This is a genomic window from Nocardia thraciensis (genome assembly GCF_054782435.1).
The window spans coordinates 303,292-321,897 of the sequence record NZ_BAAGSM010000018.1 but is presented as its reverse complement, the minus strand read 5'-3'; the positions used below and the strand labels follow the sequence as shown (position 1 = coordinate 321,897).

Here is an 18,606-nt window from a genome sequence, read left to right as displayed (position 1 = left end):
AACTCATGCGCCCGCCGAACTCGCGCGGGTTCAGTCCCTGCTCGAGATGCCGTACAGGCGTTCCCAGTTCTCGCGGCTGGTGAGTTCGGGCATGGCGGCGCGGTATCGGCGGGACAGGGACGGGAGTTCGCGGCGGAGGCGGCGCAGGACGCGCAGGGTGCGCAGCAGTAGGGCGCGGGCCTTGGCCTTGTCCCGCTTGCGGATTCGGACGCCGGACTGGGAGGCGTCGGTGACCATCACATGGTCGAACAGCCCGATGTGCCACCAGTGCGCGTCCTCGCGGGTGACCGACTTCAGGCCGGGCTGAACCCGGCCGGTCCACTGCTGGATGGCCCGCTTGATCAGCACCAGCACCGGGCGGCTCGGCTCGCCACCCGCGCGGCGCACCTCGATGTCGGCATTGCGGATCGGCGCGGTGGCCGCCGGGTGCTTCACCGTCTCGCCGTATTCGCCGCGGCTGGTGCGCGCCGTCGCCAGCGCGGCCTGGCCGCCGTCGGCCAGCGCCTGCGGGCCCTTCAGGAAGTCCTCTATGCCCTGCAGGGTGGTGTGTGCCAGGCCGTACTGCATACCCACCAGGTATTCGCTGATCTCCCGGAACAGCCTGCGGGACACGACCTTCGGGTCCAGATCGGTGTGCAGCGAGGAGACGATGAGCGAGTTGCGCGAGGAGAAGTAGCGCGCCCAGTCGTCGAAATCCTTCCAGTAGAAGTCGGCGTGCCAGACCGCCGCATTCGGCAGCGTGACGGTGACGAAGCCGTTCTCGCGGGCGCGCAGCCCGTATTCGACGTCGTCCCACTGGAAGAAGATCGGGATGGGCAGCCCGATGCGCGCGACCACCTCGGCGGGGATCAGGCAGGTCCACCAGGCGTTGTACCCGGCATCGACGCGCCGCTCCTGATTGCGCTTGAGCATGCTGGTGTTGCGCAGCGCCTTCGACACCTTCTGGCCGTGCCGCAGCATTCCGAGCTTCGTCTCCTCCGCGCCGACATTGAGATAGTCGGGGTTGAGCAGAAACAGCATCTGCGCGCCCACCAAGGTGGGCTCCACCGTCATGTTGGCGAAAGCGTTGAGCCGCAACACCGTTTCCGGTTCGCAGAGGATGTCGTCGTCCATCAGGATCACGTCGGCGTGCTCGTTGGCCGCCGACACCTCGTACAGCCCGCGCGTAAAGCCGCCCGCCCCACCGAGATTCGGCTGACGCACGTAGCGCAGCTTATCGCCGAACTTCGGCAGCGTCTGCTGATACAGCGGCCGGTCCTGGACCAGGTCGGTGCCCTGATCCACCACGTACACCGCGTCGATCGCGGCCAGCACGGTCGGATCCGAGGCCAGCGCCGACACCGTCTGCGCGCAGTCCTCCGCGCGGTTGAACGTGCAGATCGCGATCGCCACGGGTCGGACCCGCTCCGGCGCGGCGGTGCTCCACTCCAGCTCGCTGATCGCGACTTCGCCTCCGACGGCGTCGAATTCGAGCCACAGCGCACCGCCGTCGACATACTGATCCAGGGGCGCTCGCAACACCACGCGGCCATCCACGCGCACGTCGGCGGTGTCGATGATCCGGCGATGCCCGGCGATATCGGAGGCGGCCAGGCGAATTCGCGCCCGGTCGCCCACCTCGAGGGTCATCGCGACCTCGACCTCGGTCACCGTCGTCCAGCGCTGCCAGTAGCTGGCCGCGAACCGTCCGAAGTAGGTGTTGGTGTGCGCGATCGCGCCCTTCTCCAGCCGCAGCGACATCCGCTCGCGCGCGGCCTTGCCCTTGACCACCGCGTACATCTCGGCGCTGATCTTCGGCGCGGGCCCGGCGAAGACGCCCCGCTGCATCACCAGCCGATCCGGAGCCTGATGGTCGGCCCGCAAGGCGGCGGGAGCGGAATCGGCAAGACGCCGGTCGTTCTCGGTTGCGGTCACGGCCTGCCCAGCCGACTGATCCATAAGGCGGTCCCTTTGTGTTTTTGTGTCTGTGTGCTTCGACGGCGCCGCGAAATCGCCGAGGTTTGTCCGCGCGCTCGCATTCCGGCGAACGGCCCCATTATCTCCATCTCACGAGTCGGCGGCGGATCGGGCCGCCTTCTCCCCCGTGAACACGAACTTGTCGTATGCCCAGTACCGGAAGACGACGGCCACGATCTGACCGACAAGCGTGCCGGAGATGTTGTCCGCCAGCGGCGAGGACAGGTCCAGGACGTACCGGGAAAATCCGAGGCAGCCCAATTGCAGGCCGATCGCGATCACGTTGAACAGCGCGTAGAGCACATATTCGCGGGCCGGGCTGCCACCCTGCTTGTGCGCGAACGTCCACCATTTGTTGCCGAAGTAGGTGACCACGGTCGCGACCACGATCGCGATGATCTTGGCGGGCAGCGGCGCGTGGTACATGACGCCCTCGCCGCCCCAGAAGACCAGCAGATTGTAGGTCCCGGCGTCGACGAGGAAGCCGATCGCGCCGACCACGAGGAACGCCCCGCCCTGCCGCAGCACGGTAACCACCTTCGCCAACAGCGGCACGCCGTTCCGATCCGCCTGCTCGGTCACGGTTTCACTGGTGGACACGAGGCGACGGTACCGCAGGGCGCGGGTAGCCCGCCCCCGCCCGGGTGTGTGACACAGTGAGGGTTAGCGGGCGAGTGCGGGTGCGACCCCTGTACCCTCCCGGTGTTCCGTATTTCACCGTCCGAGCAAACTGAGGACTGACGGGGTGGATTCCACCGAGCTTCGCATCGCCGCAGTGGTGCCCTGCCACAACGAGGAGGCCGCGGTCGCCAAGGTCGTCGGCGACCTGAAGGCCGCCGTGCCGGGCATCGTCGTCTACGTCTACGACAACCTGAGCACGGATGCCACCGCCGATCGCGCGCGGGCGGCGGGCGCGATCGTGCGCACCGAGCACACCAAGGGCAAGGGCAATGTGGTGCGCCGCGCCTTCGCCGATATCGAGGCCGACGTCTACGTGATGATCGACGGCGACGACACCTACGACGCCTTCGCGGCCCCGGTGATGATCAAGACGCTGCTCGAGGGCCCCTACGATCACGTGCTCGGCGTGCGCAAGCAGAACGAGGGCGAGAACGCCTACCGGACCGGCCACGAGACCGGCAACAAGGTGCTCAACGGCGTGGTCGGCAAGGTGTTCGGCGAGAACGTCGAGGACATGCTCTCCGGCTACCGGGTGTTCTCCCGCCGGTTCGTGAAGAGCTTCCCCGCGGTATCGCGCGAATTCGAGATCGAGACGGAACTGACCGTGCATTCGCTGCACCTGCGGGTGCCGCAGACCCAGGTGCGCGTCGGTTTCCGCGACCGCCCCGCGGGCAGCGAGAGCAAGCTGCGCACCTATCACGACGGCTTCAAGATCCTGAACCTGATCGCCGGGCTGGCCCGGCACGAGCGCCCGGTGGCGTTCTACGGACTGTTCGGCACGTTGGCGTGGCTGGTGTCGGTCATCCTGATCACCCCGATCGTCATCGAGTTCTACGAGACCCATGAGGTGCCGCGCTTCCCGACGCTGTTCCTCGGCTTCACGCTGCTGCTGCTGGGCAGCCTGGCCTGGACCGCGGGGCTGATCCTGGACGGCATCCGCCGCTCCCGGCACGAGGCCGCGCGCCTGATGTACTTGCGGTACTCGGCGGTGGGCACGGAGAACGAGGACCGGGTCGGCGAGGCCCGCCGATGACAACCCAGGCCCGACCGGAGACCACCAGCACGGGGCACTCCGAGAACGGGCACGAGGCCGCGGCCGACGCGTCGACGGAGACGCCTCCCAGAGTCGATCCGCTGCGCCGGGCCATGCGCTGGGTGCAGCGCAGACTGGGCGCGGCCACCGCGGTCTTCCTCGTGGTCGCCGGGATCTTCGGGGCCGTCTGGGCCGTGGTGACGCCGCCGTTCTGGGGACACGACGAGATCACCCAGTTCGGGCGGGCCTACCAGGTCGCGCACGGCGGATTCCTGCCGCAGCAGATCCACGACGACCGCGGCGTGGCCTACGGCGGCGACGTACCGCTGAGCATCGACGGCCTGATGGGCTACGCGTTCTACGACTACAACCGCAAGCCCGCCGAGCCCGAGCCGATGGCCGCCGACCGCGTCTCCTACCGGCTGCTGGAGTCGGCGCCGGTCACCACCGACGCCACCAAACCGGTCTGGTTCACCAACACCGCCGCCTACTCACCGGTGCCGTATGTGCCCGCGGCCGTGGGCATCCGGCTCGCGGAGGTTCTCGACCTGGACGTGGGCGGCATGATGCTGATGACCCGGCTGGCGGGACTGGTCGCCTACCTGGCCGTCGTCGGATTCGCGCTGTGGGTGCTGCGCAAGTTCCGGCTGCAGTGGCTGGCGTTCGCCGTCGCCGTATTGCCGATCGCGTTGTTCCAAGCCGGGACCGTCACCGCCGACACCCTCACCAACGCGCTGGCGGTGCTCGTGTCCTGCCTGCTCGTGAAGGGTCTGTTCCTCGGTGAACGGCTGGCGCCCACCGAGATCGCGGTGACGCTCGCCACGACGGTCGCGCTGCCGCTGTGCAAGCCGACCTACGTCCTGCTGGCCATGCTGACGGTGCTGATTCCGGCCCGGCAGTACGGATTCTCGAGCTGGCGGCGTTGGATTCCGTGGTGCTGCGCGGCGATCGGCGGCGGAGCGTTCGCGGTGTGGATGAAGATCGCCGGGCCCACCACCGACGGCATGGGCCTGATGCGCCCTCCCGCGCAATGGCATTCGGTGCGTCCCGGTGATCAGTTGAGCGAAATTCTGGGTCATCCCACGGATTTCCTGACCACCTTCGTCGAGAGCATCTGGTTCCGCGATCAGCGCTGGTTCACACAGTTCTTCGGGGAGTTGGGTTTCGCCTATATCGATGTGCCCGCGGTATCGATTCTGGCCTGCCTGCTGGCATTCGCGGTCGGCCTCGGCATCGCCGAGCGGCTGACCGCGGACCGGCTGCGCACCTGGGCCGTCGCGCTCACGGTGTTGGCCAGCGTCGCAATGATCTACGTGACGCTGTACATGTCGTTCTCGCCGGTCGACTACTACCTGATCGACGGCGTGCAGGGGCGCTATTTCGTACCCTTGGCGATCGCGGCGTTCGCGGTGCTACTGCGCTGGATGCCGTTGCGGCTGACGAACGGTCGCGGGGCGACGCCGTCGCGGGGACCGGCGATCGCGATCGTGGTCGCCACGGTCGTATCGCTAGCCGCCGCGGTCGCCAAGTACCACTTCCTGGTGTGGGGCTGAGCCCACCGCCGCCATTCCGGCCTGCCCACCACCGTCATTCCGGCCTGCTTTTGGCCGGAATCAGAGCACCTTCTCGCCCGCGGCCGCGTAGGCCTGCTCGGTGACCTCCTTCTGCGGGCGCCACCAATCCTCGTGCTCGCGGTACCAGCGAATCGTTGCCGCCAGGCCGGAGCGGAAATCGGAATACCGCGGCTCCCAGCCCAGTTCGGTGCGGAGCAGGGCGGCGTCGATGGCGTAGCGCTGGTCGTGGCCCGGACGGTCGGTGACGTGGTCGAAATCGTCGGGGTCCCGCCCGAATTCGGCGAGGATCAATCGCACCACGGCCTTGTTGTCGAGTTCGCCGTCCGCGCCGATCAGATAGGTCTGCCCGATCCGGCCGCGGTCGAGGATAGCCCAGACCGCACGATTGTGGTCGTCCACGTGGATCCAATCGCGCACCTGATGCCCGGCGCCGTAGAGCCGCGGGCGCACCCCGTCGATCAAATTGGTGATCTGGCGCGGGATGAACTTCTCCACATGCTGATACGGACCGTAATTGTTGCTGCAGTTGGAGATCGTCGCGCGCACCCCGAACGAGCGCACCCAGGCGCGCACCAGCATGTCACTCGAGGCCTTGGAGGCCGAGTACGGGCTGGACGGATTATAGGGAGTGGATTCGCTGAAAGCCGGATCGTCGACCGCGAGATCCCCGTACACCTCATCGGTCGAGATGTGGTGATACCGCACGTCGTGCCGACGCACCGCCTGCAGCAGCGAATAGGTGCCGACGATATTCGTCTGCACGAACGGCCACGGCTGCGCCAGCGAGTTGTCGTTGTGCGATTCGGCGGCGAAATGCACGACCGCGTCGACACCGCCGACGAGCCGGTCCACCAGCTCCAGGTCGGCAATATCGCCGTGGACGAAGTCGATTCGGTCGGCGGCCGGCTCCAGCGAGGCGCGGTTACCGGCATAGGTGAGCTTGTCCAGCACCACCACCCGGCTGTCGGGCCGCTCGGCGAGGGTCTGGTGGACGAAGTTGGCGCCGATGAACCCGGCGCCCCCGGTTACGAGCAATCGCACGATCGTCAACCCTATCGGCTGGCTCCGGATCCGGGTTCACAGACACCGCGGCGGCGGCAGATTTGTGCAACAAAATGACAATTGGTACCAAACGGCCCAACCGGGCAGTCGGTTATTTCTCCAACTCCGCCGATCATAAAGCGATGCAAATCACGATTTTATTAAGCCGCCCATGTGAGCATGTGTGACCTTCGCCACACAGACTCGGCCTGCGCAGCGCTTCGAGGTCTGCTAGCAGCCCCGAAAATGGCACGCGCGCTGCATGTTTCCGGAAACCGACTACCCACAACGTCCCGGTGGTGAACAGAATTTGAATGAACGGTCACGGCAGGTTCACCGCTCGTTAGCTGGCTTCCATTTCGATTCATCATGTCCCCTGAACCACACTCTCTACCGAGGTTCCAAGAAATGCTGATGAGGAAATTCGCCGCGACGTCGGCCCTGCTGATCGCCGCGCTCGGCGTGACCGCCGGTACCGTGAACGCGGCTCCGGCCGCCGATGAAGGCGTCGTCAACTACAAGGCGACCAACACCGGGACCACCGCCGTCATCTCGACCGATGCCGGTTCTCTGGTCAACGAGGACGGCGTCTTCAAGATCAAGGCCGCCAACGGTGCGACCGTGGCCGGTACCCCCCTGAACTTCCGTGTCGACGACTTCGAGTTCCCGATCGCCGCCGACATCTCCGGCAACACCGCCACCCTGACCCCGCAGTTCGACCTGGCGCACGCGACCTACAAGCCGGTCGCCCTGCCGTTCGAGGACCAGGCCCCCTGGAAGACCCCGTACGACCGTGAGCAGGCCGCCTTCAACCGCCTGAAGGACACCATCTCGACCGGCGCCACCATCGGCACCCTGGTCGGCGGTATCGGTGGCGCGACCATCGGCTGCATCGCCGGCGCCGCCCTCGGTGTCGTCGCCACCGGTGCGCTGGCGACCCTGTTCGGCCTCGGCCCGCTCGGTGGATGCATTGCCGGTGCCGCCGCCGTCGGCTTCCTCGGTACCCTCGCGGGCCAGATCTTCATCACGGCTCCGGTCGCGATCGGCGCCGCGATCCAGTACATCACCACCATCAACCAGCCGTTCAACCCTCCGGCCAAGTAATTCGTTACAGCAGCCCGACGGCAAGCACCCCCGCCCAGCAGACGCTGTGCGGGGGTGCTTTTCATTCAGGCCGTGCGCGCCGCGCGTTCGGACTCGATTCGGGCCCGCACGAAACGGGCCACCCGCCCCAGCGCGGCCCGGCTCTCCGGCAGCCCCGGCGCGATGCTCATGAACGCGTGCACCTGCCCGCGCCACAACTCCAGCGAATTCGGCACCCCGGCCGCGGTGAGCCGCCGCGCCATGAGTTCGCAGTCGTAGCGCAGCAATTCGTCCTCGCCGACGATCAGCAACGCGGGCGGCAGACCCGCCAGTTCGCCGTTCACCGGCGACAACGCCGGATCGAGGACGCGGCCTCCGACGTCCGGGTGCGGCGCGCGTGCCGGGTCTCGACCGTTGACGTGCCGTGAGATGTGGTGCACGGGGGCGGCGTGCGAATCGCCCTGTGCCGCCGACATCGCCCCGTAGCGCACCATCCGTTCCATCGCCGACAGCGGGATGTAGGCGTCGCGGCCGATGTTGACGTAGTCGCGCTTGGCCTCGCAGTCCAGATCCAGCGCCGGGGACAGCCCCACCAGTCCGGCGGGCGCGGGCAAGCCGGATGCGATGGCGCGCAACGCGGTAGCGAAGGTGAGGAACCCGCCCGCGGAGTCCCCCGCGAACACCACCCGCGCCGGATCCGCGCCGTGCCGCAGCAGCCAGCGGTAGGCGGTGAGGCAGTCGTCCACCGAACCGGCGATGGGAGTGCTGGGCAGCTGGCGGTATTCGACGTTCACCACCGGCAGCCCGGTGCGCCGGGCCAGCGCGGCCGCCACCGGGCGGTGCGAATCCAGGCCGCAGATGAAGAAGCCGCCACCGTGCATGTACATCACCGCGCCGTCGCGCAGCGCCCGGCGGGCACCGGCCGGTCGCACGATCTCCATGCGGAAACCGTTGAGCCGCACCCCTTCCCGCTCCACTCCGGACGGGCCGGGACGCAGCCGGGCCAGGCCGTCGACGACGGTGCTCGCCAGCGGCATGGTCGACGGGTGGATCGGATAGTGCCGGACGATCGGCCGGACAACGCCACGGCAGGCGAACAGCAGGGCGCGCGAGGCGATGCTGGCCCCGTCCGGATTCGCGACAACCCCTGGCGCCCGCGTGGATTCGCCCGGCTCCCGCCTCCGTACCTGACCGCTTTCGCCGATTCGACTCGCCACCATGGTGCACCTACCTCGCTCCGGGCGCGCCGAGCCGTCGACGACCGGAGTCCGGCGGCGAGCTGTCGGCGCTGACATCTCGCACGGTGTCATTTCAGGACACCACGCGAACGTGACCTACGCAACAATTTGTCTCCGTTCCGCGGTCCGTGTAAACCGGCGTGATCGTTTCGCGGTCTACTCGGAACCTCGCCGAGCCCGAATACGGCGGCAATGGCAGACTGCTGTGACATGCGCGGAATCATCCTGGCCGGTGGCACCGGGTCACGGCTGCACCCGATCACGCGCGGTGTGAGCAAACAGTTGGTCCCGGTGTACGACAAGCCGATGGTGTACTACCCGCTGTCGACGCTCATGCTCGCGGGCATCCGGGACATTCTGGTGATCACCACGCCGGAGGATGCCGACGCGTTCACCCGGCTGCTGGGCGACGGCTCCCGGTTCGGGCTGTCGATCGACTACGTGGTGCAGCCGGAGCCGGACGGGCTCGCTCGCGCGTTCGTACTGGGCGCCGACCACATCGGCGGCGAATCGGCGGCACTGGTGCTGGGCGACAACATCTTTCACGGCCCCGGGCTGGGCACCCGGCTGCGGCGCTTCGAGGGCATCGACGGCGGCGCGGTATTCGCCTACCGGGTATCGGATCCCAGCGCGTACGGCGTCGTCGAATTCGTCGACGGCAAGGCAGTTTCCATCGAGGAGAAGCCGAAGCTACCGCGGTCCAACTACGCGATTCCGGGGCTGTACTTCTACGACAACGACGTGGTCGAGATCGCCCGCGGGCTGCGACCCTCGGCGCGCGGCGAATACGAGATCACCGATATCAATCGCACCTATCTGGAACAGGGCCGACTGTCGGTGGACGTGTTGGCGCGTGGCACCGCCTGGCTGGACACCGGCACCTTCGATTCGCTGCTCGACGCCGCCAACTACGTGCGGACCATCGAGGAGCGGCAGGGCCTGAAGATCGGGGTGCCCGAGGAGGTGGCCTGGCGGATGGGATTCATCGACGACGAGCAGCTGTGTCGGTTGGCCGAGCCGCTGGTGCGCTCCGGCTACGGAAAATACCTGCTCGACCTGCTCCAGCACGGGCGCGACTACGACGGGACGGAGCTGCCGCAATGACGGGCATGCAGATCCGGGAACTCGCCGTTCCGGGCGCGTGGGAGTTCACGCCCACGCTGCGCGGCGACGAGCGCGGAGTGTTCGTCGAGTCGTTCAAGGCATCGGAGTTCGAGAAGGCGGTCGGGCGGCCGTTCGACCTGCTGCAGGTCAACACCTCCACCTCGGCGGCGGGGGTGCTGCGCGGCATCCACTACACCGAGGACCCGCCCGGTCAGGCCAAGTATGTGAGCTGTGTGCGCGGCGCGTTCCTGGACGTGGTGGTGGATTTGCGCCGGAACTCACCGACATTCGGCGGCTGGGACGCCGTGGTGATCGACGATGTGCACCGGCGCTCGGTGTTCCTGGCCGAGGGACTCGGGCACGCGCTGCTGTCGCTGGAGGACGAATCCACCGTCACCTACCTCTGCTCGCTCGAGTACGCCCCCGAATTCGACCGGGACCTGGACGCTTTCGATCCGGAGCTGGGCATCGAATGGCCCACGGAGGGGCGCAACGGTCAGCCGCTGACCTTCATCCGCTCCGCGAAAGACGCTGCGGCACCGAAACTCCGAGACCTGGGAACCTGACCTCGCCTCCCCGACGCCCTCTCCCCTCACCCCCGGCACCTTCTCCCTCATCCCCGCGCCCTCTCCCGTCATCCCCGGCACGCTTTTCGCCGGGGAACCGCGGTGGGCGAATCGTGTTCGCCCACCGCGGTTTCAGACTCCCCGCCGGGCGTGATCAGGCGGCCAGTTCCAGTTCCCGCTCGTCCACGGCGGCCGGTGCGGCCGACCGCTTGGGCAGGAAGTGGGTCAGCGCCACCAGCGCACCGATGATGCAGACCACACCGGCGAAGATCAGGCCGGGCCGGTAGAGGTCGAGCATCGCTCCCGGCGAGGTGGTCGCGGGGGCGTGCGAGGAGATGATCGCGGTGTTGATCGCCAGCACGATGGCCGCGCCGACCTGCATCGAGGTCTGCAGCACACCGGCCGCCAGGCCCTGCTCGTCGTCATGGATGCCGTTGGTCGCCTGGATGTTGATGGCCGGGAAGCCGATCCAGCCGATGCCGATCAGCAGCACCGCGGGCAGGATCACCGCGACGTAGGACGGCGTGGTGTCGATCCGCAGGAACAGCAGGTAGCCGATGCTCATCACGATCATGGTGAACGCGATGATCGGGCCGGTGCCGAACCGGTCGACGATCTTGTCCGAGAACACCGACGACAGCGCGACGAGCATACCCACCGGCAGCAGCGCCATCGCCAGCTTCAGCGGCGACCAGCCCAGGGTGTCCTGTAGGAACAGGGTCACGATGAACTGCCAGCTGAAGTAGGACCCCGCCAGGGCGACGATGACGAGACTGGCCCGCACCAGCGTCACCTTGCGTAGGATGCCGAGCCGGATCAGCGGGTGCGCGACCCGCTTCTCGACCGTGACGAAGGCCACGAACAGCGCCGCGACGGCAGCGAACGAACCCAGCGTGCGGGTCGACGCCCAGCCCACCTCGGGCGCGGTGACAACGGTGTAGACCAGCAGCAGCATGGCGGCGGTGGAGAACAGCGCGCCCAGCAGGTCGTGCCCGCCTTCCTGCGCGGGCTTGTCCCGCGGCAGCAGCACGATGGCGGCGATCAGCGCGGCCACGGCGATCGGCACCGGCAGGAAGAAGGTCCAACGCCAGCCGAGTCCGGTCATCAGGCCGCCGAACAGCAGGCCCATCGAGTAACCGCCCGCACCGAACACCGTGTAGATGGACAGCGCCTTGTTGCGGGCCGGGCCCTCGGCGAAGTTGGTGGTGATGATCGACAGGCCGGTGGGCGCGGTGAACGCCGCGGCCAAGCCCTTGATGAAACGGGTCAGGATCAGCACGAGCGCCGTGCTGGCCAGACCGCCCGCCAGCGAGGCCAGCGCGAACACGGCCAGCGCGATCAGGAAGACCTTGCGCCGCCCGAGCAGGTCCGCGGTGCGCCCGCCCAACAGCAGTAGGCCGCCGTAGCCGAGTACGTAGCCGCTGACCAGCCACTGCAGGGTCGAGGTGTCGAGGCCCAGTTCGGCGCCGATGGACGGCAGCGCGACGCCGATCATCGAGACGTCGAGGCCGTCGAGGAACAGCACGATGCACAGCGTGATCAACATGCCCCACATCCGTGGGGTCCACCGGGTGGTGGTAGCGGCCGCTGGGGCGACCGAAGGTGTTGCCGTGGAAGTCATGAAACGTGACAGTACATGCGCACGCATTAGTTGTCCAAACATTAGATGCGATTGCATGATTGCCCCCGAGGCACTAAGATGACGGCATGTCCAAGTCGACAGCGTCCGTCGACCGCCCTGCCGTCCTCGATCAGGTAGCCCCGGCCGGACTGGTGAGCCAGTGGCGCGATCTGCTGAATCAGCACGCCAACGTGTCCTGTGCGCTGGAGAAGGAGCTGCAGTCCCAGCACCAGATCGGGCTGAGCGAGTTCGAAACCCTGGACCGCCTGGTCGACGCCCGGTGCGAGACCTACCGCATGAGCGATCTCGCGGGCGATATCCATCTGAGCCAGAGCGCGCTCTCGCGCGCCGTGGCCCGGCTGGAGCGCGACGGCCTGGTGAGCCGCAGCATGTGCACCGACGACCGCCGTGCGATCTTCGTCTGCCTCACCGACAAGGGCCGGGCCGTGCACGCCGACGCGGCCCCCACCCACCGCGACGTACTCTTCCGCACGCTGCGCTGATTCCGGCCAGCGACCACGCGCCCAGTAGCCGGACCATCGACTTACAGCGCGGCTAGGGCCTCGTCGATCGCGCCCCGGGCCGCTACCGAGACCGCCTTGATTCTGGCGAAAGTCGATCGGTAGCGGTCGATTTCGTGCTTCTTGTCGAAATAGGCCGAGCCGGTGAAGGTTTCGACATAGGCCACCGGCGGCTCGATGAGACCGTCCGCTGCGTTGCGGAATTCGAGTAATACGAAGCGGCCGGAGTTCATACCGTCGTGGTAGCCGCAGGCGGTCGGAACCACGCGGATCTCGACATTGGGCAGCTCGCTCGCGCGGCGCAGGTGGTCGAGCTGCGCGGCGTGCACCTCGGGGCCGCCGATCCGGTGTCGCAGCAGCGATTCGGTGACAACGGCCTCCAGCCGCACCGGCGAATCGGTGCGGGTGAGCACGCTCTGCCGGGCCGCCCGCAGCGCCACCCGCCGATCCAGCTCCGCCGCCGCCATGCCGGGCCGCGCCGCGGCCAGTACCGCGCGGGTGTAGTCCTCGGTCTGCAGCAGGCCGGGGACCAGCTCGTTCTCATAGGTCGACAGCCGGGCGGCGGCCTCCTCGAGACCGATGTAGACATCGAAGCCCTCGGCGATCACGTCGTTGTACTCGGCCCACCAGCCGCGCGCCTTGGTCTCGCGGGCCAGCGCCGTCAGCGGCTCAAGGACCTCGGTCGGCGCGCCGTAGATCTTGCACATCGCCTCGACATCCAGGCTGCGCAGCGAGGTCTGACCCGTCTCGATGCGCCAGATCTTGGCCTCCGACCACTCCAGCCGACGCGCCGCTACCCGAGTGGTCATGCGGGCGCGATTGCGCAGGTCGCGAAGCTGCCGCCCCAACTGCCGCCGCGGCATCGTCGAACCGGTGATCCCGTACGGTAAAGCCATACTGCTCCCCCTCCGTCCCGTGCGCCGATCGTACTCGCTCATCACAGCCCACCGAACGGCATAAACCTCACGCCGTGCCCGGATCGAAATCGGACACGGGATCGGATTGTTCCACAACCCAACGATCCCCGGATACCGACAAACTCACAACGCGCGCTATCGGCGCGGCGCGCGCTTGCGAAACCGCCAGAACTGCACGGCCCGAACGTCTTCGGAGAGTTGGTTGACCGGTTCGGCCACATCCGACAGCGCCTGGAACAGGTCGTCGGCCAGATCGTTGATGTGCTCGACCCGGTTGGCCAGCCGCGACGCGTTCACCAGAAACTCCAGCGCCAGCCGGACCGCCGCCGCGATCGTCAGTCCCAATGGCACCGCCAGCACCACTGCGAACACCAGCCCCAGCAGCATCGAAATGTGCCACACCGCAACGGTCAGCACGATCGGGACCAGTCCGGCGAAGACGAGGCCGAGTATGTACGCGAGCGGCAGCAGGGTGCGCGTCGCGGGGCGGCGGAACTGCACGTCCGCCAGCCCCCGCAGCGCGGCCAGGCTCCACGCGCCGAATGCGCCGGGGCTGCGAAACGGCTCGGCCCGCTCCTCCTCGTCCGGCGCCTCGCCGACACGGCGCGACAATCGCCTGCTCGTGGGCTCCTTCCAGGCGATGCTGTCTCCGATTGGGGCGTGCTCGGCCTCGTAGTCGTCCGCCCCGGGACCCAGCGGCCCGACAGGCTCGTCAGTCATGCGCCGATCCTCTCCCGCGGGGCGGGCGCGGGCAACGGCGGACCACAAGAGTTCTGTTGGGAAATTTTCAGCCCCAACGTATTCGATACACAGGTGGCGATACGACGCTCGAGCTCGGACGGATGCGACCTCCGGTCCAGCGAAAGTCATAGCAACACGGAATCAAAAGGTGATCTTGTGATGAATTCGACGGCGGGCAAGAAAGTTTCGCAAACGTGTAACGAGCCGTCCCACGTGGCCCGATACGTCCCATGAACACCAACGCAGGACCTAGATATATCCGGGGAATGGAGAAGACAGTGCGCACGACGTTTCCGACTTCCGTCTCGGCGGCAGCACTGGCCGCTACCGCGCAGGACTACATCCAGCGCGGCTGGACGGTCGCCGAAACGGCCAACGGCATCTGCCTCATCACCGACGAGGAAGTTTCGGGCATCGAGGTCACCGGCGAGCTCGCCGGTCAGGTGCGCCGTTTCCTCCGGGCGAACAACCTGTCCGGTCCGGTGATCGAGATCCCGGGCGCCGAGCGTCGCGAGATCCACCTGGTCACCGGCCTCCGCAAGGCCGCCATGGCGCTGGAGGCGCTGCGCGCCGCCGGTGCCACCGTGTACACCGACGGCGCCGGTATCCCGCTGCCGCCGACCCAGCTCTCGGCCGGATCGGCCTGCTGGGGCGTGACGCCCGGCGAGGCCCGCTGGATCCCGCCGGTGGTCGCGATCGCGGCCGCGGTGCGCTCGGCCCGTTCGGGCCGCAAGGCGCAGCTCGCCCGCCTCGCCAGCTGAGGCAGACAGCCTGCCGGATACCTGCGTGCCCGGCGGCCGGCACAACAGCACAGTGACTGCGAACCGCGTCCCGGTGAACCGCCAACCGGGGCGCGGTTTCATGTCGTGAGTAATCGCGCATGTCGGTGCCGCGAGTGATGATGGTGCTATGACGCGCGTCACGGAAGACACCCGGACCCTGCTACGCACCTGCCCGCTGTGCGAGGCGGTGTGCGGGCTCGAGATCACCCTCGATGCCGACGATCACGTGGTCGGGGTCCGCGGCGACCGCGAGGATCCGTTCAGCCGCGGGTTCATCTGCCCGAAGGGCGCCAGCCTCGGCCACCTCGACGAGGATCCGGACCTGCTGACCGAGCCGATGATCCGCGACCGCGCCACCGATACCTGGCGCACGGCGTCCTGGGAGGAGGCCTTCGACCTGATCGCCGAGCGGCTGCCCGCGCTGGTCGCCGCACACGGCCGCCAGGCCACCGCGCTGTACCTGGGAAATCCCAATGCGCACACCGTCGCCGGAGCCCTCTACCTGCCGCCGCTGATCCGCGCGCTGAGCACCCGCAACCTCTACTCCGCCAGTACGGCGGATCAGATGCCCAAGCAGGTGGCCAGTGGCCTGATGTTCGGCGACCCGCTGACGATCCCGGTGCCGGATCTCGACCGCACCGACTATCTGCTGATGCTGGGCGCCAACCCGCTGGAGTCGAACGGATCGCTGTGCACCGCACCGGATTACCCGGGCGGCTGAAGGCGCTGCGCAAGCGCGGCGGCCGGTTCGTGGTGGTCGACCCCCGCCGCACCCGCACCGCGAAACTCGCCGACGAGCACCTGTTCGTCCGGCCCGGCGGCGACGCGTACCTGCTGTTCGGCATCGTGCACACACTGTTCGCCGAGAACCTGACCGCGCCCGGGGTCGAGGCGAACGGGATGGACGAGGTGCGCACGGCCGCAACGGCGTTCCCGCCCGAGGCGGTCGCCGAGCGCACCGGGGTCCCCGCCGAGACCATCGTGCGCATCGCGCGGGAGCTGGCGGCGGCGCCGACTGCTGCCGTGTACGCGCGCATCGGCACCTGCACGGCGGAATTCGGCACGCTGACGCAGTGGCTGGTGGATGTGATCAATGTGCTCACCGGCAATCTGGACCGTCCGGGCGGCGCCATGTTCGCCACCGCCGCCGCGCTCGGCATCGTCCGTACCCGACCGTTCCGCCTGGGCCGCTGGAGCAGCCGAGTGCGCGAATTGCCTGAGGCCATGGGCGAATTCCCGATCGCCACGCTCGCCGACGAGATCCGCACCCCGGGCGAGGGGCAGGTCCGGGCCCTGGTGACGGTGGCCGGGAATCCGGTGCTGTCGGCGCCCAGCGGCGCGCGGCTCGGCGCGGCCCTGGCGGAGCTGGAGTTCATGGTGAGCGTGGACCGCTACCTCAACGAGACCACGCGCCACGCCGATGTCATCCTGCCGCCGCCGCGCACGCTGCAGTCCCCGCACTACGATTTCGCCCTGCTGAACTTCGCGGTCCACAACTACGCGCGGTACTCGCGGCCGCTGCAGCCGCTGGACGGGCGGCCTTCCGAGGCGGAGATCGTGGCGCGGCTGGCCCTCGCGGCGGCCGGGTCGCAGCTCGAACCCGGGCGCGCCCCACTGGAATCGGTCGACGAGTTGATCATCGCGGGCACTCTGCACCGCGCGGGCCTGCTGGATCGCCGCGACGACCTGCGCGGCGCCGACAGCACCGAGCAGCGCATCGATATGATGCTGAGGCTCGGGCCCTACGGCGAATGGAATCCCGCGGCGGCGGAGATTCCCGACGGCGTCGCCCCCGGCGGGCTGAATCTGCAAGTGCTGCTGGACAATCCGCACGGCATCGACCTCGGACCGCTGCGGCCGCGGCTGCCCGGGGTGCTCCGCACGGCTTCCGAGCAGGTCGAACTGGCGCCGCCGGAACTGGTCGCCGATGTCGCCCGGCTGCGCGACCGGCTCGCCGACCCGGCGCCGGGCATGGTGTTGATCGGGCGGCGGCAGCTGCGTTCCAACAACAGCTGGATGCACAACGTGGCGACCCTGGTCGGCGGCTCCAACACCTGCACGCTGCACATCCACCCCGACGATGTCGCCCGCCTGGGGATCGACGGCCGCGCCGTGGTGAAGTCTGCGGCGGGCATGCTCACGGTGCCGGTGGAGCCGACCGACGAGATCATGCCGGGCGTGGTGAGCCTGCCGCACGGCTGGGGCCATGCCGACAGCGCCCAGTCGGTCGCACGGGAGCACGCGGGCGTGAACGCCAACATCCTGACCGACGACTCCCTGGTGGACGCCCCGTCGGGAAACGCGGTATTCAACGGAGTGCCGGTGACCCTGACCCCGGCCTGAGCCAGGGGGATAACATTGCGCTCCCGAAGGTCAGCATCGCAGCAGCTAACGGAGAACATCTCCTTGCGGCACCCGGATTCCGGGAGGATCCTCGGCCCGGAACGCGAAACCGACGACTAGCCGAAGGGGAAATAAACCCCTTTCACCAGCCAGTTTTCGCATTTGCCAAACTGAATGCCGTTCAGGTCTATACGATTTCGACATAGCCACGGTTCAACGCCGAACCTGGCTCGTGCGGACTCCAGCAACCCGAGGCGGCGTGATATGCCCGATGTGCGATGCGGAAGCGACGGCGAGCAGGAACTCCAGGAGCGGTGCGGCACCCGGGACCGGGCCCAGCGCTTCTACCGCGAACAGGTCCTGAACAGGCTCAACGACCGGATGATCGACTTCGTTCACCGGATGGATATGGCGTTCATCGCCACCTCGGACCGGCACGGCGAGTGTGACGCCAGCTTCCGGGCGGGCAAACCCGGCTTCCTGCACGTGATCGATGAACGCACACTCGCGTACCCGGAGTACCGGGGCAACGGGGTCATGGCGGGCCTCGGCAACCTGCTGGAGAATCCGCACATCGGAATCCTGCTGATCGACTTTGTGCGCGACCTCATCGGCCTGCACATCAACGGATCCGCCCGCGTCGTCGAGGATTCGGCCCTGCGCCGCTGGGCGCCCGGCCTGCCCGCCGCCGAGCATGGCCGGGCCGCCGAGCGCTGGGTCGTGGTGGACGTCGAAGAGGCCTATATCCACTGCCGCAAGCACATTCCGCACTTGGTGCCCGCCGCCCGCGAGGAGCGCCGGTGGGGCACCGACAATCCGATCGCCAAGGGCGGGGATTACTTCGGCGCGAGGGCCCAGTTGCGAGCATCGGTCGCCGAATACTGAAATCACCGAATCTTGAAGATCACAGCCCGCTGCACGATGAAGTTGATCACTGTGGCGGTGCCCTGCGCGACTATGAACGCCAGCCAGATCCGCCACCACTCGTCGGGCAACACGTGATAGAGGATCTGATTGATGCCGACCTGCACAGCGAAGGTGAGCGCGTACAACACCACCACCGCCACGAAGCGGGTCCGGCTCGGCGCCGCCTGGAAGGTCCAGCGCCGGTTGATCAGGTAGGCGGTCGTGGTGCCCGCGATGAAGCTGAGCGACTTCGCCACCGCCACCGGCAGGCCCACCACCTGCAGCAGCAGGGTGTAGAGGCCGAAGTCGATGACCGCCGAGAAACCGCCTGACAACGCGAAGCGGATGATCTGCGTCTTCAGCCCGACGTCCGTGCCACCCGGCTCGTCGACCAGGGGCAGCTCGGGCGGCAGAGGAAGGTGGGGTTCCGCGGACACGGGCACGAGCGTAGCGGGTTCGCGATCTCTACACCGGGACCGATGTCCGGTCATACCTGTAG

General features: G+C 67.9%; 16 protein-coding genes and 1 pseudogene. 9 read left to right on the top strand and 8 right to left on the bottom strand.

Features of this window, described 5'->3' with window-relative positions; translation table 11 throughout:
• Positions 1-30 precede the first annotated feature (30 nt).
• Both ACYVLQ_RS10855 and ACYVLQ_RS10850 read right to left on the bottom strand, forming a co-directional pair.
• Positions 31-1,938, bottom strand: coding sequence for a glycosyltransferase (locus ACYVLQ_RS10855; protein ID WP_460697266.1), 1,908 nt, complete (start codon positions 1,936-1,938; stop codon positions 31-33).
• A gap of 108 nt (positions 1,939-2,046) precedes the next feature.
• A complete protein-coding gene (locus tag ACYVLQ_RS10850) occupies positions 2,047-2,556 on the bottom strand; it encodes a GtrA family protein (RefSeq protein ID WP_460697265.1) in 510 nt (169 codons plus the stop codon).
• A gap of 145 nt (positions 2,557-2,701) precedes the next feature.
• Here ACYVLQ_RS10850 and ACYVLQ_RS10845 point away from each other — a divergent pair, with 145 nt between their 5' ends.
• Together ACYVLQ_RS10845 and ACYVLQ_RS10840 are read left to right on the top strand one after the other, a co-directional pair.
• On the top strand, positions 2,702-3,670 hold the full coding sequence (locus tag ACYVLQ_RS10845) for a glycosyltransferase (protein ID WP_460697264.1): 969 nt from the start codon (positions 2,702-2,704) through the stop codon (positions 3,668-3,670).
• On the top strand, positions 3,667-5,223 hold the full coding sequence (locus ACYVLQ_RS10840) for a DUF2142 domain-containing protein (RefSeq protein ID WP_460697263.1): 1,557 nt from the start codon (positions 3,667-3,669) through the stop codon (positions 5,221-5,223). Before ACYVLQ_RS10845 ends, ACYVLQ_RS10840 begins: the two co-directional genes overlap by 4 nt.
• Positions 5,224-5,283: 60 nt before the next feature.
• Here ACYVLQ_RS10840 and rfbB read toward each other — a convergent pair whose 3' ends face one another.
• Complete coding sequence (gene rfbB / locus ACYVLQ_RS10835) at positions 5,284-6,285, bottom strand: dTDP-glucose 4,6-dehydratase (protein WP_460697262.1); 1,002 nt, start codon at positions 6,283-6,285, stop codon at positions 5,284-5,286.
• Between the two features lie 408 nt (positions 6,286-6,693).
• Here rfbB and ACYVLQ_RS10830 point away from each other — a divergent pair, with 408 nt between their 5' ends.
• Positions 6,694-7,389 (top strand): hypothetical protein, encoded by a 696-nt coding sequence (locus ACYVLQ_RS10830; protein ID WP_460697261.1) that lies wholly within the window; start codon positions 6,694-6,696, stop codon positions 7,387-7,389.
• Positions 7,390-7,454: 65 nt separating this feature from the next.
• On the opposite strand, the gene ACYVLQ_RS10825 is transcribed toward ACYVLQ_RS10830, so the two are convergent.
• Complete coding sequence (locus ACYVLQ_RS10825; protein ID WP_460697260.1) at positions 7,455-8,588, bottom strand: alpha/beta hydrolase; 1,134 nt, start codon at positions 8,586-8,588, stop codon at positions 7,455-7,457.
• A 228-nt stretch (positions 8,589-8,816) separates the two neighbouring features.
• Between ACYVLQ_RS10825 and rfbA the strand changes: the two genes are divergently transcribed.
• Together rfbA and ACYVLQ_RS10815 are read left to right on the top strand one after the other, a co-directional pair.
• Complete coding sequence (rfbA, locus tag ACYVLQ_RS10820; protein WP_460697259.1) at positions 8,817-9,710, top strand: glucose-1-phosphate thymidylyltransferase RfbA; 894 nt, start codon at positions 8,817-8,819, stop codon at positions 9,708-9,710.
• A gap of 5 nt (positions 9,711-9,715) precedes the next feature.
• The gene (locus tag ACYVLQ_RS10815) at positions 9,716-10,276 is read left to right on the top strand and encodes a dTDP-4-dehydrorhamnose 3,5-epimerase family protein (RefSeq protein WP_460697447.1); all 561 of its coding nucleotides are present in this window, start codon (positions 9,716-9,718) and stop codon (positions 10,274-10,276) included.
• 154 nt (positions 10,277-10,430) lie between these two features.
• Here ACYVLQ_RS10815 and ACYVLQ_RS10810 read toward each other — a convergent pair whose 3' ends face one another.
• Positions 10,431-11,897, bottom strand: coding sequence for an MFS transporter (locus tag ACYVLQ_RS10810; protein WP_460697258.1), 1,467 nt, complete (start codon positions 11,895-11,897; stop codon positions 10,431-10,433).
• Between the two features lie 86 nt (positions 11,898-11,983).
• On the opposite strand from ACYVLQ_RS10810, the gene ACYVLQ_RS10805 reads away from it, so the two are divergent.
• Positions 11,984-12,400, top strand: coding sequence for a MarR family winged helix-turn-helix transcriptional regulator (locus ACYVLQ_RS10805; protein ID WP_460697257.1), 417 nt, complete (start codon positions 11,984-11,986; stop codon positions 12,398-12,400).
• Between the two features lie 41 nt (positions 12,401-12,441).
• Here ACYVLQ_RS10805 and ACYVLQ_RS10800 read toward each other — a convergent pair whose 3' ends face one another.
• Both ACYVLQ_RS10800 and ACYVLQ_RS10795 read right to left on the bottom strand, forming a co-directional pair.
• Entirely contained in the window at positions 12,442-13,314 is an 873-nt protein-coding gene (locus tag ACYVLQ_RS10800) for a helix-turn-helix domain-containing protein (RefSeq protein ID WP_460697256.1), read from the bottom strand.
• A 156-nt stretch (positions 13,315-13,470) separates the two neighbouring features.
• Positions 13,471-14,055 carry a DUF4282 domain-containing protein gene (locus tag ACYVLQ_RS10795; protein WP_460697255.1) on the bottom strand — a complete coding sequence of 195 codons (585 nt, stop codon included), beginning with the start codon at positions 14,053-14,055 and terminating at the stop codon, positions 13,471-13,473.
• A 299-nt stretch (positions 14,056-14,354) separates the two neighbouring features.
• On the opposite strand from ACYVLQ_RS10795, the gene ACYVLQ_RS10790 reads away from it, so the two are divergent.
• The 3 genes and pseudogenes from ACYVLQ_RS10790 to ACYVLQ_RS10780 all read left to right on the top strand — a co-directional run bounded on the left by ACYVLQ_RS10790 (position 14,355) and on the right by ACYVLQ_RS10780 (position 18,086).
• On the top strand, positions 14,355-14,837 hold the full coding sequence (locus ACYVLQ_RS10790; RefSeq protein WP_460697254.1) for a hypothetical protein: 483 nt from the start codon (positions 14,355-14,357) through the stop codon (positions 14,835-14,837).
• A gap of 148 nt (positions 14,838-14,985) precedes the next feature.
• Positions 14,986-17,201, top strand: a pseudogene (locus tag ACYVLQ_RS10785) (molybdopterin-dependent oxidoreductase).
• A 264-nt stretch (positions 17,202-17,465) separates the two neighbouring features.
• Positions 17,466-18,086: a pyridoxamine 5'-phosphate oxidase family protein gene (locus tag ACYVLQ_RS10780; RefSeq protein ID WP_460697253.1), complete on the top strand. Its 621-nt coding sequence runs from the start codon at positions 17,466-17,468 to the stop codon at positions 18,084-18,086.
• Positions 18,087-18,088: 2 nt separating this feature from the next.
• Here the strand turns inward: ACYVLQ_RS10780 and ACYVLQ_RS10775 are convergent, their stop codons facing one another.
• Positions 18,089-18,544 carry a GtrA family protein gene (locus tag ACYVLQ_RS10775; protein WP_460697252.1) on the bottom strand — a complete coding sequence of 152 codons (456 nt, stop codon included), beginning with the start codon at positions 18,542-18,544 and terminating at the stop codon, positions 18,089-18,091.
• Positions 18,545-18,606: the final 62 nt, after the last annotated feature.